The sequence below is a fragment of the Marivirga arenosa genome (genome assembly GCF_030503875.2).
Lineage (GTDB): Bacteria > Bacteroidota > Bacteroidia > Cytophagales > Cyclobacteriaceae > Marivirga > Marivirga arenosa.
This window is the reverse complement of sequence record NZ_CP129968.2, coordinates 275,515-299,856: the sequence shown is the minus strand read 5'-3', so window position 1 is coordinate 299,856 and position 24,342 is coordinate 275,515. Positions and strand designations below refer to the sequence as shown.

Annotated in this window: 19 protein-coding genes; 7 read left to right on the top strand and 12 right to left on the bottom strand. The window is 33.3% G+C overall.

Annotated features, from left to right (window positions below; all coding sequences use genetic code 11):
• The first annotated feature begins 11 nt into the window (after window positions 1-11).
• Window positions 12-788, top strand: a complete 777-nt coding sequence (locus QYS47_RS01320) for a TIGR00266 family protein (RefSeq protein ID WP_308358135.1) — start codon at window positions 12-14, stop codon at window positions 786-788.
• Window positions 789-846: 58 nt separating this feature from the next.
• On the opposite strand, the gene QYS47_RS01315 is transcribed toward QYS47_RS01320, so the two are convergent.
• Window positions 847-1,497, bottom strand: a complete 651-nt coding sequence (locus QYS47_RS01315) for a DUF4230 domain-containing protein (protein ID WP_322347435.1) — start codon at window positions 1,495-1,497, stop codon at window positions 847-849.
• 37 nt (window positions 1,498-1,534) lie between these two features.
• Here QYS47_RS01315 and QYS47_RS01310 point away from each other — a divergent pair, with 37 nt between their 5' ends.
• Together QYS47_RS01310 and gldJ are read left to right on the top strand one after the other, a co-directional pair.
• Entirely contained in the window at window positions 1,535-2,563 is a 1,029-nt protein-coding gene (locus tag QYS47_RS01310) for a radical SAM/SPASM domain-containing protein (RefSeq protein ID WP_407660371.1), read from the top strand.
• Between the two features lie 205 nt (window positions 2,564-2,768).
• Window positions 2,769-3,977, top strand: coding sequence for a gliding motility lipoprotein GldJ (gldJ, locus tag QYS47_RS01305; protein WP_308358138.1), 1,209 nt, complete (start codon window positions 2,769-2,771; stop codon window positions 3,975-3,977).
• An 83-nt stretch (window positions 3,978-4,060) separates the two neighbouring features.
• Here gldJ and QYS47_RS01300 read toward each other — a convergent pair whose 3' ends face one another.
• Entirely contained in the window at window positions 4,061-4,231 is a 171-nt protein-coding gene (locus tag QYS47_RS01300; protein WP_322347433.1) for a hypothetical protein, read from the bottom strand.
• A 140-nt stretch (window positions 4,232-4,371) separates the two neighbouring features.
• On the opposite strand from QYS47_RS01300, the gene QYS47_RS01295 reads away from it, so the two are divergent.
• Window positions 4,372-4,824 (top strand): hypothetical protein, encoded by a 453-nt coding sequence (locus QYS47_RS01295; RefSeq protein ID WP_308358140.1) that lies wholly within the window; start codon window positions 4,372-4,374, stop codon window positions 4,822-4,824.
• Here the strand turns inward: QYS47_RS01295 and QYS47_RS01290 are convergent, their stop codons facing one another.
• The 4 genes from QYS47_RS01290 to QYS47_RS01275 all read right to left on the bottom strand — a co-directional run bounded on the left by QYS47_RS01290 (window position 4,825) and on the right by QYS47_RS01275 (window position 10,303).
• Window positions 4,825-6,600 carry an ABC transporter ATP-binding protein gene (locus QYS47_RS01290; protein WP_322347432.1) on the bottom strand — a complete coding sequence of 592 codons (1,776 nt, stop codon included), beginning with the start codon at window positions 6,598-6,600 and terminating at the stop codon, window positions 4,825-4,827.
• Window positions 6,601-6,609: 9 nt separating this feature from the next.
• Window positions 6,610-7,353 carry a tRNA pseudouridine(38-40) synthase TruA gene (gene truA / locus QYS47_RS01285; RefSeq protein WP_322347431.1) on the bottom strand — a complete coding sequence of 248 codons (744 nt, stop codon included), beginning with the start codon at window positions 7,351-7,353 and terminating at the stop codon, window positions 6,610-6,612.
• A gap of 71 nt (window positions 7,354-7,424) precedes the next feature.
• The gene (locus tag QYS47_RS01280) at window positions 7,425-9,458 is read right to left on the bottom strand and encodes a TonB-dependent receptor (RefSeq protein WP_322347430.1); all 2,034 of its coding nucleotides are present in this window, start codon (window positions 9,456-9,458) and stop codon (window positions 7,425-7,427) included.
• Between the two features lie 62 nt (window positions 9,459-9,520).
• Window positions 9,521-10,303: a TPM domain-containing protein gene (locus QYS47_RS01275; protein ID WP_322347429.1), complete on the bottom strand. Its 783-nt coding sequence runs from the start codon at window positions 10,301-10,303 to the stop codon at window positions 9,521-9,523.
• Window positions 10,304-10,427: 124 nt separating this feature from the next.
• Between QYS47_RS01275 and QYS47_RS01270 the strand changes: the two genes are divergently transcribed.
• The gene (locus QYS47_RS01270) at window positions 10,428-11,486 is read left to right on the top strand and encodes a PA0069 family radical SAM protein (protein WP_322347428.1); all 1,059 of its coding nucleotides are present in this window, start codon (window positions 10,428-10,430) and stop codon (window positions 11,484-11,486) included.
• On the opposite strand, the gene QYS47_RS01265 is transcribed toward QYS47_RS01270, so the two are convergent.
• The 6 genes from QYS47_RS01265 to QYS47_RS01240 all read right to left on the bottom strand — a co-directional run bounded on the left by QYS47_RS01265 (window position 11,483) and on the right by QYS47_RS01240 (window position 21,502).
• The gene (locus tag QYS47_RS01265; RefSeq protein ID WP_322347427.1) at window positions 11,483-12,454 is read right to left on the bottom strand and encodes an NAD(P)H-quinone oxidoreductase; all 972 of its coding nucleotides are present in this window, start codon (window positions 12,452-12,454) and stop codon (window positions 11,483-11,485) included. The genes QYS47_RS01270 and QYS47_RS01265 overlap by 4 nt on opposite strands.
• A 77-nt stretch (window positions 12,455-12,531) precedes the next feature.
• Window positions 12,532-14,841, bottom strand: a complete 2,310-nt coding sequence (gene tamL, locus QYS47_RS01260; RefSeq protein WP_322347426.1) for a translocation and assembly module lipoprotein TamL — start codon at window positions 14,839-14,841, stop codon at window positions 12,532-12,534.
• Window positions 14,838-19,778, bottom strand: coding sequence for a translocation/assembly module TamB domain-containing protein (locus QYS47_RS01255; RefSeq protein ID WP_322347425.1), 4,941 nt, complete (start codon window positions 19,776-19,778; stop codon window positions 14,838-14,840). Before QYS47_RS01255 ends, tamL begins: the two co-directional genes overlap by 4 nt.
• Window positions 19,779-19,852: 74 nt before the next feature.
• Window positions 19,853-20,173 carry a YkvA family protein gene (locus QYS47_RS17520; RefSeq protein WP_407660349.1) on the bottom strand — a complete coding sequence of 107 codons (321 nt, stop codon included), beginning with the start codon at window positions 20,171-20,173 and terminating at the stop codon, window positions 19,853-19,855.
• A 93-nt stretch (window positions 20,174-20,266) separates the two neighbouring features.
• The gene (locus tag QYS47_RS01245; protein WP_322347424.1) at window positions 20,267-20,758 is read right to left on the bottom strand and encodes a hypothetical protein; all 492 of its coding nucleotides are present in this window, start codon (window positions 20,756-20,758) and stop codon (window positions 20,267-20,269) included.
• A 141-nt stretch (window positions 20,759-20,899) separates the two neighbouring features.
• On the bottom strand, window positions 20,900-21,502 hold the full coding sequence (locus tag QYS47_RS01240) for a hypothetical protein (protein ID WP_322347423.1): 603 nt from the start codon (window positions 21,500-21,502) through the stop codon (window positions 20,900-20,902).
• Window positions 21,503-21,671: 169 nt separating this feature from the next.
• Here QYS47_RS01240 and QYS47_RS01235 point away from each other — a divergent pair, with 169 nt between their 5' ends.
• Window positions 21,672-23,669 carry a tetratricopeptide repeat-containing sensor histidine kinase gene (locus QYS47_RS01235; RefSeq protein WP_322347422.1) on the top strand — a complete coding sequence of 666 codons (1,998 nt, stop codon included), beginning with the start codon at window positions 21,672-21,674 and terminating at the stop codon, window positions 23,667-23,669.
• Complete coding sequence (locus tag QYS47_RS01230) at window positions 23,666-24,283, top strand: response regulator transcription factor (protein ID WP_322347421.1); 618 nt, start codon at window positions 23,666-23,668, stop codon at window positions 24,281-24,283. The genes QYS47_RS01235 and QYS47_RS01230 overlap by 4 nt, the downstream gene beginning before the upstream one ends.
• The last annotated feature ends 59 nt before the right edge of the window (window positions 24,284-24,342 follow it).

The following is a 24,342-nucleotide window of genomic DNA, read 5'->3' as shown; positions in this document are numbered from 1 at the left end:
ACTTTAAAATTATGCATTCACAATCACACGAAGTAGATTATAAGATTTTAGGAGATGGCGTACAGCTGGTAGAAATAGAATTAGATCCTCAAGAAACCGTAATTGCTGAAGCCGGAGCCATGGTTTACATGGACAATGACATTCAGTTTGAAACCAAAATGGGGGACGGTTCCAACCCTAATGAAGGTTTTATGGGTAAGTTACTTTCTGCTGGAAGTAGGATTTTTACCGGTGAGTCGCTCTTCATGACTCACTTTACACATAGAGGACAAGGTAAAGCCCATGTGGCTTTTGCTGGTCCATATCCTGGTACTGTAATCGCAATGGATTTAAAAAACCATTACAATAATGAGGTAATAGTTCAAAAGGATGGTTTTTTATGTGCTGCAATGGGTACTAAAGTTTCAATTACTTTAAATAGAAAATTAGGGTCTGGCTTATTAGGAGGCGAAGGTTTTATCATGCAAAAGTTACAAGGAAATGGAAAGGCTTTTGTGCACGCTGGTGGAACTGTAATTGAAAAACAATTAAATAATGAAACACTAAAAGTAGATACTGGCTGTGTAGTAGCTTATGAATCTTCTTTGGATTTTGACATTCAAGCAAGTGGAGGAATAAAGTCTATGTTATTCGGAGGGGAAGGTATTTTCCTGGCTACTTTAAGAGGAACTGGTAAAGTTTGGTTACAATCTATGCCTATAAGAAAGTTAATTCAGGCTATTGCACCTTACAGTAAAAATTCAAGAAAAGAAGGTGGTTCCTTATTAGGGGAATTCCTCGAAAGATAAGGAATGAAGCATTAAAAAGGGGACTTAAATTGGTTTAAGTGCCCTTTTCCCAATAGGCCTATTTTTCAATTCTGATAGGTATTGATTTAGGTTGCTCAGGATAGATTAATAGAACAGGCATTCCAGTAATATTTTCAACGAAAGGCTTTAAAATATCATGGCTCATGTTTTTAGCATCTGTTAATATTCCAGATTCCAGCGCAGCTATTTTTATTTGTTTTTCCGCTTTTGCGTAGACTTGATCTACAAATTCAGCCGCTTTTTTATCATCTCTGCTTGTTCTTAAATCATAAAACTTACTGTTTTCCAAATTCACTTTATAATAGCAGATTTCGGTTTGTGGCAATAATATTGTTAACGTATCATTTTCAATCGATATATCTTCTTTTTTGATTTTCATGAGGTCTAAACAAGCCACAGCCTCACCTTGAGCAATTAAAATTGCTTTCTGGTCTTGGCCTCCAGGAATATAAAAGTAACCTAAATCCAGATACCTTTTAGCTATGTTTTCTACTTCAACTACCTCTTTATAGTTATATTTCACTAATTCAAGCTTACCTAATTTTTCAATCTGCTGAAGAACTAAGGTATAATCAGTATTTACTTTTTCGGGACTTGTGTAATTACCCAGTCTTCTTAACCAAAGAAACACTAACAAAATCAATACTACTATCCAGGGAATTATTCGAAGGATTGCTTTAAAGTTCATCTAGTTTTATTAAGTTCGTTTTTGCTTTTAACACATTATTGAAATGCATTTTAAAGATAGCCTTAATCTATTGAAAAAGATAACATTTCGGAAAGCTACAAACGCTTTTCTGCTATGGTGTAGCTATCATCTTTCTAAACATTCCAGACAAGCTAATATAAAAGGGAAGCCTATTTCAATTTCAATTGAACCTACTACTTCATGCAATTTAAGGTGTCCGGAATGCCCAAGTGGATTACGCTCATTTACTCGGCCAGTGGGTATGCTAAAGCCGGATGCTTTTGAAAAGATACTTGCACAGCTTAAAGATCATTTAATCTATATGTTATTCTATTTTCAGGGTGAGCCCTATGTGAATAAGAATTTTTTGGAGCTCGTAAAAATTGCTTCCAAGCATAAAATATATACCGCTACTTCAACAAATGCCCATTTTTTAGATGATGAAACCGCAAAGAAAACCGTGGAAAGTGGTTTGGACCGGTTAATTATTTCAATCGATGGAGCAAGTCAGGAAACGTATGAATCATATAGAATTGGTGGGAAACTTGATAAAGTATTAGAAGGTACACAAAACGTGATGAAATGGAAGAAAACATTAAAATCAAGTACTCCGCACGTTATTTTTCAGTTTTTGGTTGTAAAGCCTAATGAACAAGATATTCCAGCAATTTATGAATTAGCAAATAAATTGGGTGTTGATGAGGTCAAATTAAAAACAGCGCAGATTTATGATTATAAAAACGGCTCACCGCTTATTCCTGATAATCCGAAATATAGCCGCTATAAAAAAATGAAAGATGGTTTGTATGCTATAAAAAATAAATTGTTAAATCAGTGTTGGAAGATGTGGCATAGCTGTGTAATAACCTGGGACGGGCGGGTTGTTCCATGTTGTTTCGATAAAGATGCACAACATCAATTAGGAAATTTAAATCAAGAGAAATTTGAGGATGTCTGGAATGGGAAAGCCTATCAAAGCTTCCGAAATAAACTTTTAAAATCAAGAAGTGAAATTGATATTTGTACAAATTGTACTGAAGGTACTAAGGTATGGACTGATGCATAAAGCAATAAAGGCTTTCCGATAGACGTTTTACTGCAACTGATTTAAAATTCTTACATATTGGTCGAATTTGTACTAAAATACTTTAAAATTTCATTTTAATAGTTGAATTTAGTGTTTGGTAAAGTTATATTTACCAATTATTTATATATTGCATTGATATATAAGTGATTAAACAGTGTTTATTAAACGAATACAATAACAGGATATGAAAAAGTGTGTGTTTAAAATTCAATATGCTGTCCTTGCAGCGGCTGTGGCCGTTATTTCTGCATGTGGTGGCAGTAACAACCCTACCGCCAAAGGTCCAGGGGTGTTAAGTACTACAACAGGTTTGGAATACAATAGTGAAGAAGGCTTTCAGGTAGCTGAATTCCGTGGCCAACCTGATGGACCTAACTTGGTTTACATCGAAGGAGGTAGAACAGTTTTAGGTTCATTTGAAGAGGATATTCTTCATTCAAGAGATAATATAGAAAGAACAGTAACAGTATCTTCATTCTACATGGATGAAACTGAGGTTGCTAATATCCACTGGTTAGAGTTCTTACACTACGTAAAATTAGATTCATCTAGAGATTATTATGAATCTGTGAAACCAGATACTACAGTATGGGCTAAAAAATTAGCTTATAACGATCCTTATGTAGATCATTATTTAAGATACCCTGGTTTCAGATATCACCCTGTTGTAGGAGTTAGTTGGGAGCAAGCAACCGAATACTCTAAATGGAGATCTGTAATGGTAAATTATAAATTAGCTGAAGAGGCGGGAATTGAAGTCCCAGCGGAATCAGGTGGTAGAATTCCATTAGAAACAGGTGTTGTTTTACCAGATTATAGATTACCAACAGAAGCTGAGTGGGAATACGCAGCTACTGCATTAATTGGTACTCAATGGGTTGATGAAGTTCAACTTTATAAAAGAATTTATCCTTGGGATGGTCACTCATTAAGAAATCCTTATGGAAAAGAAATGGGTTACTTCTTAGCCAACTTTAAAAGAGGTAGAGGTGACTACGGTGGTATTGCCGGTAAATTAAATGATGGAGCGTTTGTAACAGATTATATTTACAACTATCCACCAAACGATTACGGTCTTTACAATATGGCTGGTAATGTTAATGAATGGGTATGGGATTTATACCGTCCATTATCATTCCAAGATTTTGAAGATTTAAATCCAGTAAGAAGAGATGGTACTTTAGATCCACAGTCTAACTACGACAATGGTGCTAATGATCCAAATACTATCAACTCATTAATCAACGACAACATTAGAGTTTACAAAGGAGGTTCTTGGGCAGATGTTGCTTATTGGTTATCTCCAGGTACAAGAAGATTTATTGAGCAGGATTCATCAACTGCAACAATTGGTTTCCGTTGCGCTATGATTAGAGCAGGAGGAAACAAATAATTGATATTCGTTTAATAACAAAAGAAAGGCTTACTCATATCGAGTAAGCCTTTTTTATTTTATAGTATTTAAAATTGAAGTGGTCACCCGCCACAACCTATAAATTTTTTGAAATCCATACCTTCAGGAAGCACGCCATTTCTTTCTTCATGATTTTCATTCTCCTCTTTTGGGCCTTGTTTATTTTCCTTTTGCTTATTTTTAATGTCTGAATTATTATTCTCTAGTTTCTTATTTTTTTCTTCTGATTTCATATTAATTATAACGGTATTAATATTTATTATGTTTTTTGATAGGAGTGATGGAAAGTTCGCTATCCAATAAAACCTTTTCTTTGTGCTTTTAGAGCCTTTTTGTATCTTTTACCTTATAATTAATTAAAAGTAACCTCAATATGCTCAAAAAGAGAATCTTTGTAGGCTTGGCTATCAGTCTAGCACAAATTTTATTGTTTTATGGAGTTTATCAGTTGCTCTTTTTATTTGAGCCTTTCCTTGGAGATGAAACGAAAAGAACTGTTTTTGAAAATCTATTCTTAGATTGGTTTTTTAATGATTATGTATTAGTATTTGCTCTTCTTATCATTTTACAAAATACCCTAATCATCATAACCTGGCGTAAAAACTGGACTCTAATTCTAAGAGTCATGACAAGTGTATTGCATGCTTTATTTTGGATTCAAAACATGGATACTCTATATAATGAGTCAATAATTTTAGGAATAACGGGTATTGTTTTAATCTGGCTAGGCCCAGGCTTTGAATCTATATTGATTAAATCATTCAATATTGAGCATCCTTATAGGGAACGCGATTATTATGAGGATTTAGATAAAAAGAAAGGCTAATCAAGAGGCCATTTCTTTGTATTGCATATTATGTAATTGATGATAGAATCCACCTTTATCAAGTAGTTCCTGGTGAGTTCCAGTTTCTTTAATTTCACCTTTATCTAAAACAATAATTTTATCTGCTTCTTGAATGGTAGATAATCGGTGAGCAATCACAATACTTGTTCTACCTTTCATCATTTTCTCAATTGCATTTTGAATCATTTCTTCGGTTTCAGTATCAACTGAGGAGGTAGCTTCATCCAGCACAATGATTTTCGGATTATACACCATAGCACGAACAAAGGAGATTAGCTGACGCTGACCAACAGAAAGTGTTGCTCCTCTTTCCATCACATTATAATTATACCCACCAGGTAACCTTTCAATAAACTTTCTTGCCCCTACTAATTCAGCAGCATCTTTTACTTGCTGTAAACTAATATCAGGATTACCTAAAGTTATGTTATATAGAATGGTATCAGAAAATAAGAAAACATCTTGTAATACCACTCCAATATTCTGACGAAGAGCATATAAATCAAATTCTTTAAGGTCCGTTTCATCTAAAGTGATTTTACCTTTTTGAATATCATAGAATCTACTTAATAGATTTATCACTGAAGATTTACCCGCTCCTGTGGCCCCTACTAATGCTACTGATTCTCCCTCTTTTACATCAAAAGAAATATTTTTAAGAACGGTTTCTCCCTCGTTGTAAGCAAACTCTACATTCTCAAAAGAAATATTCCCATTAATTTTTTCTGGAGCATAGTTTCCATTATTCGGAATATGCTCTTTATTATCTAATAGATTTAATATTCTAGATGAACTTACGATACCCATTTGCAAAGTATTAAACCTATCTGCGATCATTCTTATCGGTCTGAAGAACATTTGTATATATAGAATGAAGGCTATGAGCATACCCAATGTTATACCCGTTTCTGCTTCGTTTACTACCCCTTTTGCTCCATACCACACTAATAAGCCAATACCAGTTGCTTGGATAACTTCCGCTACTGGGAAATAAATAGAATAGTATAATACAGATCTTATATTGGCCTTTCTATGCTCATTATTTATCTTTTTGAATTCATCATACTCACGCTTTTCAGCAGTAAATATTTGTACAATTGACATGCCTGTAACGTGCTCTTGCACAAAGGAATTTAAATTAGAAACTGCATTACGTACTTCATTGAAGGCTACTTTAACTTTTTCTTTAAAAATATAAGTACTAATGAAAAGTAGTGGTAGTGTTGCCAATGAAACCAAAGTAAGTTTCCAACTCATGGCAAACATCATCCCTAAAATGAATAATATTTGTAGTACATCTCCAATCATGGCAGCAAGCCCTTGGCTGAATACATCAGATAAAGTTTCAACATCTGATACATTTCTAGTCACTAATCTTCCAATCGGAGTTTTATCGAAGAATTTTAAGCGAAGACTTAATAAGTGCCGATACAATTTTATTCTAATATCCCGGATTATGAACTGACCTAGCCAGCCAGATAAATAGGTATGACCGTATTGAACAAGAGCTTGCATCACTAATAAACTCACTAAGATAATGGTCATATTAATGAGGCCTTGAAAATCGCCTTGAGCTATAGGATTATCTATGGCTTTTTGGATCACAAAGGGTCTTGCAGGTGCTAAAATAGCTAGTGCCAAGGTAAGAAATACCAAGAAATAGAAACGCCCTTGGTAGGGTTTTACAAATTTATATAAACGTCTTAAGACATTTGTGTCAATTATATTTCCGCTTTTAATATTATCCTGCTTCACCTTTCGCTTTTATAAATATATATTATTTGGGTATAAAACTTTAGTTAAATACAATCCATGTGGAGGCACTGCTCTACCTGCTGCTTTTCTGTCTTTTGATTCTATAATTTGATTAAATCTATCAATATCAATTTTACCTTCGCCCACATCCAACAGTGTTCCCACTATTGCCCTCACCATTCCTCTCAGAAACCGATTAGCTTTGATATGAAAAACCAAAGAGTCAACCTCTTGTTTCCAGAAAGCTTCAAATATATCACAGTTAAAAGTAAAAACATCTGTTTTCACCTTGCTAAAACTTTCAAAATCCTGATGCTGTAATAAAAGTTTTGCCGCTTCATTCATCTTATCTAAATCTAAAGGATGAACAAAATGATAAGTTTGATCTATTGCAAATGGATTTTTGTGTCTCGTAATATGATATTCATATGCCCTACTTTCAGCATCAAAACGAGCATGAGCTTCTGGTTTTACAGCTCTAACATCCATTAAGGCTACGTCTTTAGGAAGCATTTTGTTGGCTTTATATAGCAATTGGTCAGCCGCTATATTTTCCTCAAAGTCAAAATGAAAAATTTGATCAGTAGCATGTACACCACTATCGGTTCTACCGCTACCAACTATTTCAGATTCTTTATTTAATATTTTGGAAAAAACTTCTTCCACTTTTTGCTGCACACCCATTGCGTTAGGTTGCTTTTGCCACCCATGGTAATTAGTTCCTTTATATGCTATTGTAAAAAAGTATCGCATGATTTAATCATGCAAATTTAAAGGAATTTGTAGCAGTAGCAGAATTAATGTAAGCTTTAAAAGTTTTTCATTTAAAGTTTCCAATTTAACCCAACATAAAAGTTTCTTCCAGGTGCTGGCTGATAATATCTTCCGCCAAAGGCATTAAGGTCATTCCCAAGGCTATATGTTGTGTCAAATAGATTTTCCATTCCGCCAAAGAGTTTGATTTTAGCCTGTATTGGTAATTTGTACTCAGCATTCAAGTTTACCAAATGATAAGGATCTGCAAATAATGTATTATCATCTCGCAATGGAATTTCACTTACATATCTATAATGAATATTTAGATTTACCTGATTAGTAATATCAAAATCAAAAACTTGATTAAAGGTATGTTGCGGAACACCGGTGAGTAAATTACCTGAAAAGTCTTCTTCCTCTTGTTGGTAATTATCAAAAGTAAATTCATAGAAATTATAACTTGTTCTGCTATTGATGTTTTTAATTATGGATTCTTCATTTTTATACAAAACAGCATTTATTCCAATTTCTGTTCCTAATTGATTGGTAGCACCCGCATTTCTAAATAAAACTACTCCATCAGGATTTGTGTAAGTGGTAATGGTTTCTCTTAAGCCAGCATAAAAAACAGTGGCATCAAACTGAATTTTGCGGCTATAATATTTATGACCTAATTCATAAGTTCTGCCTCTTTCAGCTTGAAGGTTCCGGTTTATGCTGCCTTCATTTGTTCTGATTTCATCCAGAGTTGGGCTTGAGAAGCCCTCACTTAATGAAGCAAAAGTCATATTTTGATCAGACCATTGATATTTTATGGCAGCACGAGGAATCAATTCATTATCAAAGTTTCTTGTAAACTGGAAAGGTTCTGCAAAGGCATTAACCACTCTATTGACCTGATATTCTAATAAGTTACTACTCAATCCAATTGTAAATTCCCACTTATCAATTCCGATTTGAGTTTGCAGAAAGAATAGTTTCCGATCAATATTTAATTCATCCGCAAACCTTATAGTATCCTTAACCCCATCTACATTTCCATAATTATTGGCTGAATTATCTGCGTATTGCCATTCCAAGCCTGCATCCCATTTCCATTCAAGAGTATTCAAATTCATGTCATAAGTCCATTGATGGCGCAATGCAAACTCTCTGTTTTGATCTTCCTTATAATCCAGTATAAATGGATTTTGAAACCAGGTATAGGTACCAGCAGCATTTGTAGATTGGCTTAAGTTTTCATTAAAAAAACTAGTATAGCCAATACCATAAAACAAGGTCTTTTGATCAATTGAAGAGTTTTGCGGTTCGCTCCCAGCTCTGGCTTGAGTAGGGTCTTCAGCAAATTGATCTGCATTTAAGCCACCAGGAATTTCGTAGAATAAATCATTATAGAGTAAATGGAGATCTAATTGGTTATTCTCATTGATTTGATATCGTGTTGAAAGCTGATAATTTTGTCTGTTTAATGAATTGTGATCCCGGTAGCCATCATTTTGTTGATGATCAAATGCATAAAAGGTTTTAAATTTTCCTGTTTCGAATTGACCTTTTATCCCGCCATTTAATTGATTGAAACTCCCAGCTGAAAGTTGAATTTCCAAAGGGCTGTAATTCGATACTGGAAAATTATTGATTTGCATTACTCCACCCAAGCCAGCTCCATACAGACTTCCAGCTGGGCCCTTTATTACTTCCAATTCTTGCATTTGAGTATTGCTTAATAGGTTTAAAGCGGTCGATCCATTAGCTTCTGTAAAAGGTAATCCGTTCCAATAAACTTTAACGTCCCTCACTCCAAAGGGGGATCGTATTGAACTGCCTCTAATGCTCACCCTATAGCTAGAAACAGCTCGTTGTTCTAGGTTAACGCCAGGCAAAGTATTCCATGCCATTACAGGATTATGTGGTGAAAATTTATCTAACTCTTTAGGACTTAAATAAGCAATTGGGGCTGATTGTCGATTGATTTTTTCGCCCTTGCTGAAACCGGTGACAGTTACAACCTTTAGAATTGAATCATTATTGATTTCATTTTCTTGAGCTATCGAGAATTCTGAAATGAATAGAAGTGTAATAACTGCAAATAAAAAATTACGCATAAATAGTTATGAATAGATTTAAAAGTAAGCAACAAGAATAATAGGGAAGAGTTTAGAAAGGCTTACCAGCTACCACCAGCGCCACCTCCGCCAGTCATTCCACCACCGAAGCCGCCAAATCCACCTCCTCCGAAGCCGCCACCTCCAGAATTGAAATCACCGAAGGTTCCGCCATGTCTTCTGTTGCTGCTGCCTAATAACATCATGAGGGTTAAAAAGTCAAGGCTTCCGCCACCCATATGATGCCTTCTCACTCTTCTTATTTTCGAGATAATGGTGATGAATATAAAGAAGAAAATAAGAAATGCACCTAAGCCAATTCCTTTACCAGCATTATTATCTGTTATTTCATCAGCTGAATATTTTCCCGCTGCCAAATCAAAAATAACGTCTGTAGCTTTATCTAGTCCGCCATAATAATTATCATTTCTGAAAGCAGGTTTCATATAATCATTGATGATAGTACTTCCAGCTCCATCAGGAACTACATCTTCTAAACCGTAACCAGTGTTGATAAACATTTTACGATCTTGTATGGCCACAGTAATTAACAAGCCATTGTCTTTACCCGCTTGGCCTATTTTCCATTTGTCAAATACTTGAACACCGAATTGATTTGGGTCATATTGCCCATAAGTTGGAACAATTAAAATCACAACTTGAGTAGATGTACTATCATTATAAGCCCTTAATTTTCTTTCCAGTTGTTGTTGCTCACCTCTATTTAAAGTTTGGGTAAAATCATTTACCAATCGTGGAGGATTAGGTTTGTTCGGAATTACATCTTGTGCAATGGCAACATTAAAAATGAATAAGGCTAAAATGGAAAAGTAAATGTTTTTCATGCTTTAGTTTTACTGATTTTCGAGCCTTTAAGTTACAATCCTTATTTGTCATTATGATAATTAATGCAAAAATTATTGGCTAATAAATTTAGCTAAACACTAATTAAATTAGTAATTTTATACTGTGAAATCAGATCAAAACATAAAAGGAAGAGGAGCACAGCACAAATTATCTAATTCATATTTAAAACAAGAATTCACAACAGAATGGGATGAGGGAATAGATGAGTACACTCATTTAGAAAAACCTAAAACTCAGATTTTTTATGAATACCCTAAGAAGATCATTAATAAAGTTAGTAGCCCTGATGTTGGGATGGAGTATTCAATAAATCCTTATCAAGGCTGTGAACATGGATGTGTATATTGTTATGCACGCAATTCACATGAATATTGGGGTTGGGATGCTGGTTTAGATTTTGAATCAAAAATAATTGTAAAAAAGAATGCACCATCATTACTTGAAAAGGAACTTTTACATAAAAATTGGAAAGTAAAGCCCATTGTATTATCAGGAAACACAGACTGTTATCAACCGATCGAAAAGAAACTAAGAATTACCAGGTCCTTATTACAGGTATTAGCAAAATATCGACATCCTGTAGGAATTATTACTAAAAATGTAGCCGTATTAGATGATCTAGATATTTTAATTGATCTAGCAAAAGATAATTTGATCAGAGTTATTTTTTCCATTACCAGTTTGGATGAAAAACTGAGATCCGTATTAGAGCCCAGAACTGCATCAGCCGCTAAAAAACTAAATGCCATTAAGGTTTTGAGTGAATCAGGAATTCCTGTTTCAGTTATGAATGCTCCTATTATTCCTGGCTTAAATCACCATGAAATACCAGAAATAATAAAGAGGTCAGCCGAACATGGGGCAATAGATGCAGGTTATACAGTGGTGCGTTTAAATGGTAGAATAGCCGAAATTTTTAAAAAGTGGTTAGAGAATTATTTTCCAGAACGCTTTGATAAAATATGGCACCAGATACAAAGTTTACACAATGGAAATGTTAATGATTCGAATTGGGGTCAAAGAATGAAAGGGAATGGAAATGAATCTGATATAATCAAACAACTATTTTATATGGCAAAAAGAAAGCATATGAATTCAATTCAAAAAATTGAACTGAATACACATGCCTTCAGAAGGGGAGGGGCTTACACTTTATTTTAGCTAACCTCCAAAATGATTTTTCCTATATGTTGGCTGCTTTCCATCAATTCATGTGCTTTTGCTGCATCTTTTAATGGAAAGCTTTTATAAATCACAGGTTTTATTTCACCTGATTCAATTTTTGGCCAAATATATTGCTTTAATTTTTGAGCAATTTTGCCTTTAAACTCCGGAGACCGTGCTCTTAAAGTGGAACCTGTTATGGTTAATCGTTTCACCATTAATTTTTTCATATTGATGGTAGATTCAGCATTTTTCATGGCATTAATAATTACTAATCTGCCATCAGGGTTTAATATATTAAGGTTTTTGGCTGTATAATCACCCCCAACCATATCTAAGATAACATCAACTCCTTTATCCTTCAAAACCTCCTCAAAATCTTCTTCTTTATAATTTATAGAAATATCTGCCCCTAATTTATCAGTATAATCACACTTTTCCTTTGTACCCGCAGTGGTGTAAAATGTACCTCCCATACTTTTCACCATTTGAATGGCGCTTACTCCAATACCTGATGTTCCACCATGAACTAAGAAGGACTCTCCCTTTTTGAAATGGCCTCTATCAAAAACATTTGACCATACAGTAAAGAAAGTTTCTGGAAGCGAGGCAGCTTCTCTAAAGTCTAATCCTTTTGGAATAGGAAGACATTGTAATGCTGGAGCTACCACTTCTGTTGCATATCCGCCACCCGCTACTAAAGCACAAACCTTATCGCCAACTTTCCAATCATTTACATCTTCACCTATGGCTTTTATTATTCCCGCTACTTCCAAACCGGGAATGTCATCAGGAGCACCAGCGGGAGCAGGGTATCCCCCCATTCTTTGAAAAACATCTGGTCTATTGACTCCTGCAGCTTTAACTTCAATTAAAACTTCTCCTTTTCCAGCTTTAGGGCTTTCTTTATCTTCAATTTGTAATACTTCTGGTCCTCCGGGCTTTTTGATTGTAATGGCTTTCATATTATTGGTTTAAATAGGAAACTATTTTAATAGAAGTTATACGGTCAAATTTAAAATTGTTGTGGAAATATTAAATATTAGAATGGATATCCTATGCCAAAATTCCAGTTGATATTTTCTTGTCGCCAGCTTTTGTTTCCTAGTTGAAAACTATCTTGCCATTCAAAGCCTGTAGGTGTTGGTTTTCTTATTTGTGCGGCCACATCTAATCGAATAACAAAAAACTCAATATCAAGTCTTAAACCTAAACCAGAGCCTATTGCCATTTCATTGATCCAGTTTGAGCTAATTTGACCATTTCTGTTATCATCATTTCTTAGCCACACATTACCGGCATCAGTGAATACAGCTCCTTTTAGATATGAAATAAGGGGAAAGCGATATTCAATATTAGCTTCAATTTTTATATCTCCAGCTTGATCAAAAAAGCTAGTTCCGTCCGTTGTATTTGATGGCTGATAATTCCCTGGTCCTAAGCTTCTGATAGGAAAGGCGCGAACAGAATTTGGTCCTCCTGCAAAATACTGCTTAGCATACGGTAGACTTACTGAATTGCCATAAGGTAATCCTAAACCTGTAAATACTCTGCTCACTAGCCTGCTTTCTTCTCCAATATTTTGATAATGTCTTAGGTCAAAATCAAAACGTGAGAATTGTGCATATGACTGGCCCCAAAATCTTTTATTATCTCCTTTTACTCCTCCTAAATTTTGGATTAGGGCTAAAGTGTTGCCAGAAAAGTCTGCGCCAAAAGCAAAGTAAAAACGACTTGATCTTTTATTATCAATCAATTGATTTAATTGGAAGTTATAAGTTAAACCTGGTATAAATTGCTGTTCAAAACTTCTTGCTAGGAAAGGATTTGCTGACAATAGATTTAAGAAAGCACTGCTTTCATTACCCACATCTATATAGTTAATGGAAATCGGATTTAAATTATGAGTAATGTATAAATTAGGACTCCATTCAAATCCATAAACTGCTAAAAATGAATTTAAATTGAACCACTGTGATCTGTTGAGTAAGTCATAGGATAGTTTAAATTTTGTGGAGGGAACAGAATAAATAAAGCGATCCTTTAGAGGAAATAAAGAAATTAACCTTGGTACTATAAGTTCAGCCGCCACTCCTGTTTCAATGCTGTTAAGGCCAGTTGAGATATTACCCCTATTTATTTGCGCTTCATAGCCTACTTTACTGCTTAGGCGAAGTGCTTCTCCACCCTTAAATAAGTTTCTATTTAAATATTCAAAGTTTAAAGAAGGACCTACAAAATTATTTGATTTACTAACAGCTTGAAGTTCCGACCGAAAGGAACGTTTGCTCAATGGAGATAAATAAATGCTGGCATCAAGGTTCCCTATTCCATTTTCAATCACGCTATCTTCTTGGTATCGGATATTGATAAATCTGTAAGTTTTTAGTTGATTTAAACGTTTATTGGTCCACCTTTCGTTAAGAGGATTATAACTTTCTCCTTCTTTCATAAAAAGGTAGGGATGCATTCTATCTGCTCGAAAAAAATTATGGGATTGAATAAATTCTATTCCCTCAATTGAAGTGGTATCATTTAATTGGCTGCTATCATTTGAATTTAGGGAATAATTAGGATAGATTTTTATATCATCAATTTTATAAGGAATTAAAGCTAATTCTGAAACTGATTTTTTCACGCTTAGCTTTAAGTTAGCATGATGTGGTAAGCTTGTATTTAGAGTGTCTGCTTCAAAAATCAAATTATCAGCAGTGAAATAATAATATCCATTAGATCTCAAATAATAAGAAACCTCATCACGTGTATTTTTCAACTTTTGAAGTGAAAAAGGGGAATTTGCTTTGATTGGTTTTTCTTCACGTAAAAAGAGCGTTATAAGACTATCAAATTCATTTTTTCCAATTCTTTCATATTTAACATCACTAATGATTAATCTATTAGCGACTTTAACATCATATTGAATTAATGCAGTGTTTTTATTCTCTATTACCCGATGATTGATTTTATTATTGTAGTAGCCTAAGTTTTCCAATCGATTGTTTATCAACTTTTCTACGTTATTTATATTTACATCCTTGAGTAAAACTTCTTTTTCCCCAATTTTTTTATTGATCCATTTTGCTAAGAATTTAGCGCTGCTATCCTGAACTTTTTGGTTGGCCCATAAGCCGATTCTCATTCCACCAATTTTCTCGTTAGGTTTTGGTCGATTTACTTCAGCCAAACTGTTAAGTATCTCCTGTTTAAAATTCACCTTATCTGTTTGCTCTAATTTTATTTTTCTTCCTAGATATAGCTTTTCACCTTCAGCTAATTTTTTAGTAGTATTGCAAGCAATGAATGCAACACTTGCGGATAGAAAAAGGGCGATATGGATAAGCTTTATTTTCAATTATCTTCTTCAGAATTGCTTTGCCATAATTCATTAAACTTCTCAAATTCTTTACTGAATTGAATTGAGATTCCTGTAATAGTAACTTTTCCTTCAATTAAGCCTTCAAATTCATTTTTGCGGTAACCTTTCAGTCTATATCTACCATCTTCAGTCAATAAATATTCTACTAAAATATTACCAATTATATCCGTAGCTTGTTGATTAGTTCTTTGTTGTCCTTCCAGATCAACCTGACTTCCAACTTCCACTCTAAATCGGTTATTAAATAGGTTTTTACTCAGGCTTAAATCTAGCTGAGTTCGATCTTGAGCACTGCCGCTTTGGTAGTCTTCATAGGAATTTAAATCTAGGTTTAGGTTAACGCCTTTTACATACTGATTGCTTAATTTGTTGAGTTGATTACTTAAAATTTGACTGGCACTACTTCTAGCTATAGCTTCTGAGTTTGTGCCATTACTGCTACTTCCAGTAGGAAAAAATTGATTGAGCACTAATAATGAAAACACCTGTTTATTCAGTCTATTTTCATCAGCATTAATGAACTGAATTTGTTGATACACATTTCCTCCTAATGCACCTTTACTATTTTGAGGCATGTCTAATCCAAATGAAATTTCTGGTTTCGTTAAATTTCCATCCACAAAAAGCTGGACTAGAAAAGGCAATCTTTGTTTATATTGAGTTTTTATTTGTGAGGATGCAGAAGAAATTTGGTCTTCCATTAAAGTATTTACCGCTGTTTCAGTTTTATATATAGCAGTTAAATCCAAGGAAGCTTCATAAGGATCACCAGACCAACTGATTCTACTGCCAGATTCAATATCAAATCTTCTTTTTACTAGATCGTATAAACTTAATTGATAATACCCATTATCCACTTCCACATTACCGTTTAGGCTTATGGCGCCATTCTTACGCATGCTAAAATTTAAATCTGTATCGCCAGAAACAGTTAGATAATCACCTCTTTGTTGATCAACAATCACCTTGAATTTTGCATTTTTATCTGTTGTTATAAAAGCATTAATATCAAGTCCTTCAATATCAGAGTTTCTGCTTAATTCTTCAGATTCAGATTTTAATGTATCAGAGGCTTGGTATGCTTTTTTAAAGCGTACTATTCCTTTTTGTTCAATTATATCTATTTCACTTTCAGGAATAATATAGACTAAATCCGTTTTTTCATTAAGTCCAATATTTGCCTGAAGTTTTGATTGATTTAGACTTCCTACCCAATTTAAATCTGCGTTGAAGAATGCCTGACCATAAAATAAATCACTTTCTTTTTGAGTAGTATTCAACAACTGAAAGTTTTCAGCTTTTAGCTTTAGGTCGAAGGTAGGATTAAAAATGTTTTTAGTTGTAAATCTTCCATTTAGAACTAGTTTGTTTTTCTGCTGATCCAGTATAGTAAAGTTGTTCAATACTATTTTTTCGTTTTTTAGATTTATTTCTTCATCAGGTAATTCGTATGCCATATTAAGATATGGAAAAAATAAGGAAGCGGATTCAAATTTTAAATTTCCACTATAATCAAAATTTTCTGTATTACCTTTTATGTTGAATTTACCGATTAAGTTTCCACTTGTTTCTCGAATTAAACCTTCTGAAAAACTTGCTAAAAATGGTAGTGAAACACTGTCCATATCTAATTTAATATCAAAAGTTGGTAATTCATCATTCAAATCTAGCCATCCTTCAGATCGTAGACTTACTTCACCTACAGAATTGACATTAAACTGATACCTGTTTTCCTTATTTTGCTGTGCATTTACATTCAATACCCCAACAGCAGTATTGTATATTTTCAGGCTATCAATTTTTAAATCTGAAGTAAAAGAATTTAGATCTTTCAAATTATTGAGGTGGATATCTCCATCTAAAATTCCATTTACAGGACTTTCCTCTGCATTGATAATGGCAAAAATATTTTCGATTCGAAAGTTTTCAAAGTCTAAGTTAAGTGAAGTAATAGCATTATTGATTGTAGTCTTTAATTCAAAATATTGCTTATTTCTTTCGAAAATCAGGTTTTGAATTTTAACACTGGAGGCATCAAAATAAATCTCGTTTTCGGGATGTATTTTCCATTTTTCAGCATTGAGAATTAAGTTTTCATTTTTGATAGACCAAAAAAGTGAATCTGTTTTTCTAAGTGCTACTGCATTAACAGAGAATAAACTATCAGCCATCTCATCTTGCATAAACAGATTAAAAAATGCTTTTTCAGGTGTAATATCAGTGCTTAATTGAGTTGGAAAAATACTGATATCACCTGAATTGATTCTTTTGAAATTTGTGTTAATGTGAAACTCATCAGCTGAATTATCAAGCTTTATTGAGAGACTATCTAAATCGATATTTCCATAATGAAACTTTTCGATACTTAAGTTAAAATCAATCAATTCATTTTCGCTATTATATTTCCCTTTCCCTACCACAGGCTTAAAGTTTACATCAGCGGGTAGAAGAGAAGAGATACTTTGATTATCTTTTAAATTCAAATTAAAAGATAAATCCATTGGGTTTTCAGTATTATCTACTTCAAATATTTTAGCCTTTTGGAGTTTTGATGCCTCTAAATTGTAGTTAGATAATTCCTGAAAGCTATGGTTAAGTTTTATATCAATAAATGATTCATCTAAACTCAAATAAGCATAAGAGTTTATTGTAGAATTATTCGTTTCAAATAATAAAGGAGGAAATGAATAGCTTTGGTTTGTACTAGTGATTTTTGTATCTGTTATATTTCCTGTTATTAACTGATAAGCACTATCCAGTTCAATATTTATATCTGTTTTTGTAGCTGCAAAGACAGCACTATCAGCAATGCCAAAAGCGAATAGATCTAATTTCTTTATATCTGCATTAATGTTTAGCTTTTGCTTTACCGTATCAATATATCCAGTAGTTTTGAAGGACAGGTCGGCTATAGCATCTGAATAATCAGTATTTAAAATGAATTCGTTCTTAATGAGAGAGGCATTTAGACTTATACTTTCCATTTGATTAGATAAATAACTGAAATTATTAATAGCCATATTCAGATTGGTATTCATATCTTTTGGAATAAGTCCTTCACCCTCAACTTTTAAATCAATATCTGCTGTATTAAATTTTACGGTATCCTGAAGCCACTTTCCCAATTCTAGTTTTGATAATTTTATTTGGGCCTTATAATCACTAGGAGTGTTCGTATTGTAATTCCCTTTAATGTCTATTGAACTTTTCTTATCAAGAAAAGCAATTAAATCAGTACTTATTATACCATTTTTATAATTTCCTTTAGCGTTTAATTCTACCTTTTTAGGATAATGGTCAGGATACTTAAATGGTATCAAATCATTAAAATCTGAAATAGAAGTGTTAAGGTTAAGATTTTGAATCGATGCAGAAAGGTTTTCTACATTTTGCCAATTATTGATTTCAGATTTGATAGATAGAGAACTTTCTTTCCCATATAATAAATGCAATTGCTCTACATCTAGTGAGTTTTCATTTCCTTTTATACCACCATAAATTTTGATTGGTGATTTTGATAATGCTATAATAGTGCTGTCTTTGGCTAAGTCAGGAGAAAAATAATAAGCATCTCTAATATTTAAAGAAGTAGGTAACTGTACTTTTAAATTAAAATCTGTTTTATGAAAGCTTCCTTTGATTAATGAATCTATAGAATTGTACTTTACTTTTAAATTTGATTGTAATATAGAATGATTGGTTTCTAAGTTAATGTCACTAATTGAAATAGTATTATTATCTAGTATAATCCCTCCTGATAAGGTTTTTAATTGAAATTGATCTTGATCTTTAGCATTGAATTGGAATGATGAAATATTAATATTATTCGGTTTGTAACGGCCTTCATCTATATGAAAACCTATATTTTGGTAGGCTAAATAATCAGGATTAAAATAAGGACTAGGTTGAGAATTAGGAAATGATTTAATAATTAAATCCGCTAAATTGAAATTAAATTTGTCAAATTGAAACTGGTAGTCAGGAAATTCGAATTTGGAAGGAGCCTTATTTTTTTCAGAAGAGGAAGAATCATTTGTTTGACCTAAAGTCATATGAAAATGATCAATCTGGTTATCAAAACTTCCTATAGATAGGGAATTAGTTTTTAGATTCAATTGAGCGTTTTCTAGCTTAATGAAATTAATAAAAGAATTGATATTTAAGCTATCAAAAGCGGTATTATACCTTAAATTAATATCTCGAAAATTAAGCGTACTTAACTTAATCTTAGGTAGAATAACTTCAGATGTATCATTCACTGATTCAGAAAAGGGCTTAACTTGAGAATAGCCTCCGTTGAGCCCAGAAATTACAAAATTATCAACATTAAATTCCATACTATCTAAATTGAAATCACTAAAAGCAAGCTTTAATTTTTTCAATTTTAAATAGGTTTTCAATCCCACTGCAATGTTTTTATACCCTAAGTCAATATTATTTAAAGTGATATTATCAACAATAATAGAAGTGGGGGATGTGTTTTCACTCTTTTCATTCTGCTTAGTATTTTGCTCGGAAGAAAAGGCTTCAATTATGAATTGATAATTAAAGCTGCTATCGGGTAATTGATTATATACTCTTGCAGTTAAACCGTCAAGTTCTAAAGATTTAACATATATATTTCCATCTATTAATGGTTTCCAGGCAAGATCCACTAAAATTGATTTTGCATATAAAAGGGTGTCATTCCGTTGGTCTTCAACATATATTCCTTCTATCTGGGCAGCACCTAAAAATGTAATGTATAGTTTATTAATCTCAAACTTTGTGTGCGTTTTATCGCTCACATAATTTGTAGCATAATTGGTGATTTTTTGCTGAACTGATGGAATTCTTAAGGAAAATATGAAGACCACAAATAGCAATACAATGCTAGCTACTATATATGATATGATCTTTGCGGTTCTTTTCAAGTCTGATTAAAATACAATCTTAATGAGTTATACGAGTATTTCCTAACGAGAACAACTATTAGAAGATGTATTGTTTAAAAAAGGGATTCCCGATTTACGTAAAACATTAACGCCCAAAATATTAAGGCGGTCCATAATAAGATTACCAGTATTCCGAAGAACCAATTTTTTTGATTAGTAAACTCATGTTCTTTTGCCAAAGCACGGCAATACGCCATTACATCTTTGGGAATGAGTTTGATAATGAAAAAAATTAAAATTGGAAGAAGAACAAGGTCATCTAAAATTCCCAGTATAGGAATGAAGTCAGGAATTAAATCAATTGGGCTAAAAGCATAGGCTAAAACAAAAATGATTAATGCCTTTACATACCAGGCAACTAAATTCTTAATCAATGCAATTTGTAAAGCACTTATTTCATTAAAGAGTTTATTCGCCCAAGATTTTAATTTTTTAATAGAATTTCAATTTAATAATCGTATTCGTAATCAGTCATCATCATATTCAGCTTCTTCTTGTTCCTCATGTTCTGCTGAGAAGTCAGCTCGAATTTCAGTATGTCTTATTTCTCCACCGCTTGTTCCTGTTTTTTGAGCGTAGAATAATGTCACTATAGAGAAAACTAATGTTACTATTACAATGATTCCAGAAAATGACTTTTGCTTCCAATTAGCCCAAAAACCAATTAGGGAAATACCCCCTAATACATACATCATAATTGAAAAAGTTTCTGCTACTTCCTCATGTTCATGAATAATATCATGACTTATATTTCCCATTTCTTCAACTATTTCTTCAGCTTCTTCTCCTGTGTTAAATGCAAAAAGTGTTAAGATTGCAGCTAAAATAAATAATAAATAGGCCGTCTTTTTTAAGATATCAGACTTAAAAACAATCCCTCCGACCATAACGAATAGAGCAATGATAGGAACTATAATGGGGAAATGATTGACTACTAAATGCCAGTGTGCAGAGTTCATAATTTTAGTTAAGTAAATATTAATTACGGAAATTTAACTATTATAATTTAAAATTAAAAAATAGGCTGACTCAGCTCTAATTCATTTTATAAAAAAGTAATTTCCTTGATTTAAAACCATTGTTTTGTTGATATTATTGCTTTAAAACTTTATTCCAGTTGATATTCCAACCCAAGGTAGATACTTTGGAAACCACTCAGTTGATTCAGCTAGGCTAATCAAATAGCCCGTAAATCTAAAATAAATTTTATTTGAAGTAAATTGATATCCGATTCCAGTATTAAATTCTAATTCTGTTTCCCGTGATATTTCTGTCTCTTTCACATATGTATTTCTATTTGTAAACAGAAAATTAGATATCCCTACTGTGAAATATAGTTTGTGATTATCTTTTCCAATAAAATAGTTTCCGTAAATCATTTGAGAAGTACTAATATCAAGATATTTACCGGTCTCTGTCGCACCATTATTATTTCTGCTAATTTCTCCTCTTTGAAAATTAATTATGCCCAAACCGCAACCAATAGCAAACTGTTCACTGATCAAATATTCGTAATTGAACGAACCCATTAAAAATGTCCGACCACCAAGTTCAAGATGCACGTATTGTTTTCTTATGTCATCCCCATTTACATATTGAGACCTTTTTATATCTGTGGTATCTTGAGCATTTAAATTATGAATTATCAAAACTAGAGACAGGGCAACATAAAACTTTCGAAAATCAATTAAGTGTTTTGTCATGATAATTGCTATTCATCATTAAGTCAATCATATCAAATGTTTTTCACCGATAACGGTACTTAAGTTGAAAAGATCATTATAGGCTTCTTATATGTTTTTTTTGTAAAGATTTAATATTTATTATTAATAAATTTATGCAAATTAAAGAAGTATTTCATTTTGAAATGTTATGAAAAAATTAACTCTATCGATTCTTCTATGGTTTTTTCTTTGCTCTTTCAGCCTTGCATTTCAAATTCCGGATAGCGTTGAGGTTGAATTGAACCAAGTAGTGGGAGTGGAGAATAAGATTAACTTTTTGCTTGAGTATGCAGATCAGGCCCTAAAGATTAATAATGGGCTTCATTATCAGCTAGCAAATGAAGCTAAAAGGCTTGCATTAACAACTAATGACGAGAACCTTATAGCGAAGGCCGAAAAGCAAATAGGGCTTAATATTCAATCCCAAAATTTGCTTGATTCGGCCAGGAATCATTTCCTTCTGATGATCGATAAGTATGGTGAAGCATTAGAAGACAAAATTCTTGCTGGATTGTACATTGAAATAGGAGCTACTTATTACTATGAAGCGAATGATAAAATGGCCATTGAATATTGGAAGCGAGCTAATCGTATTATCGAAAAGCTAAACGATACAAAGTTGCTAGCCAAGTTAAGCAATAATATAGGGGCCACCTACGGCTACTTGGGCGACTATAAAAATGCAATTTATTATCTAAAAAATGCGATTAAGTATAAGCAGCAGCTAGGCGATAGCGCTTCTTTAGCTTCATCTTACCATAACCTGGGTATTTATACTTCAGAGTTGGCTTCATATGATTCGGCTCGCTATTATTTTTATAAGTCTCTTGAAATCAAGAAAAAATATAATGACAAGAAAGGCTTAGCGAAAACCTATAACAGTTTGGCAGTACTATTTAGTGATGAAGAAAAATACGATTCAGCTTTGTTCTATAATTCTAAAGTATTGGCTTTGGATTTGGAAATTGGTGACTCAATAGCCTACTCGATTGATATTGGTAACAGAGCAGGATATTACTTGAAAACATCAAGGTTTAAGGAGGGGATTCAAACAGCAACTAAATCGATTCAACTTCTAAAAGATGTAAAAGCCAAAAGTGATATGTATAAAGTCATTGCACAATTATATGAAGGTGCAGGTCAATACAAAAAGGCGACTGAAAATTGGGCGAATTATGCGGAATTAAATGATTCCATTATCAGTGCTGAGCGTGCACAATCCTTGCAGGAATTGCAAGTACAATTTGATACAGAGCTAAAAGAATCAGAAATAGCTAAACTGGAGAGTGAAAATAAGATCCAGCGTCTTCAACAGCAGAAGGATAGGCAGTCTAAAATCATGCTTATTGCTATTCTTAGTGCAGTAGCTATCATTGCAATACTGTTATTTCGAAGTTTCAAAAAAGAAAATAGTGCAAAGAAACTGCTTGATCAGCAGAATAAAGAACTCAAAGAGCTCAACTTCACTAAAGATCGACTCTTTTCCATTATTGGACATGATTTAAAAAGCCCCTTAAGTTCGTTTCACACCATTACGAAAAGTCTAACTGAAAACTGGGACAAGCTAGAGAAAGAACAACTGAAATCGTTCATTGAAAGCCTGCGTGACTCCTCCAAAGAGGTGCATGAAATGATGGATAATTTACTTCGTTGGGCGCTTTCACAAACGGGTCAACTCAACTATAAACCACAGCTATTAGAACCAAATGTAGTGGTAGATGATGCAATTAAACAATTAGAGGTTGCCATTCAAGCCAATGGTCTTATCCTAAATAGGAAATATAATTCTTCAGCAAGTATTCAAGCGGATCAAGATTATTTAAAAATAATTTTACGAAATCTCTTAAGCAACGCCATAAAATTCTCCTCTATGGGTAAATCCATAGATTTAATTATTGATGAAAACGAGCGCTACAGTACCATAAGTATCAAGGATTATGGAGTTGGTATGTCGGAATCTGAAGTAGCCCTCATTTTAAGTGAAAACGGGTCAGTTCATGATATTAAAAATTCCGATAAAAAAGGTACTGGATTAGGCGTAACCCTGTCAAAAGAGCTTCTACAGAAAATGGGTGCTAAAATGGAAATAGAAAGTGAGCAAAATTCAGGTACAACATTTAAATTATTATTCCCCAAAGCCGCATGAAGGAGCATTCTGTTTTTATTATAGACGATCATAAAATTGTAAGGGATGGCATTAAAGCAATCTTGCTTGGGTTTCCCGAGTTCTCCGTGGTAGGGGAAGCGACATCTGGTACCGAAGCCAAGGTAAAATTAAAACAGCTAGAGCTACCTTCTATCGCGTTTGTGGATTTACGTTTGCCAGACTGTAACGGATCCGTTCTCATTAAAGACTTGATGGCAATAAAAAATGACTTACGGTGCATATTACTCACAGCAGAGCCTAATGCACTAGATTTAAAAAGAGCGCAGCATGCAGGAGCGTATGGTTTTCTGGGTAAAGACATTGAATCTGATGAGTATATAAGAGCACTGTCAACTGTCGCATCAGGAAAGAGGTATATTTCACAATCTTTTAGCAATTTGCTCATTGAAGACAATGCTGACCTCAGCATTCGAGAACTTGAAGTTCTGCAACTCATTTCCGAAGGACTCCCCTACAAGCAGATTGCAGACCGCCTATCAATTAGTTCTCGTACTGTAGAGTCTCACAAAAATAATCTCCTAAAAAAATTGGATGTCACGACCCCGATAGAACTTGTGAAGCAAGCCCTAAAGATCGGTTTAATAAAGGGATAATTATATAAAAAATTAAAACAATAATATATGTTACGGGAATTCACCTAGTAAATCTGTGA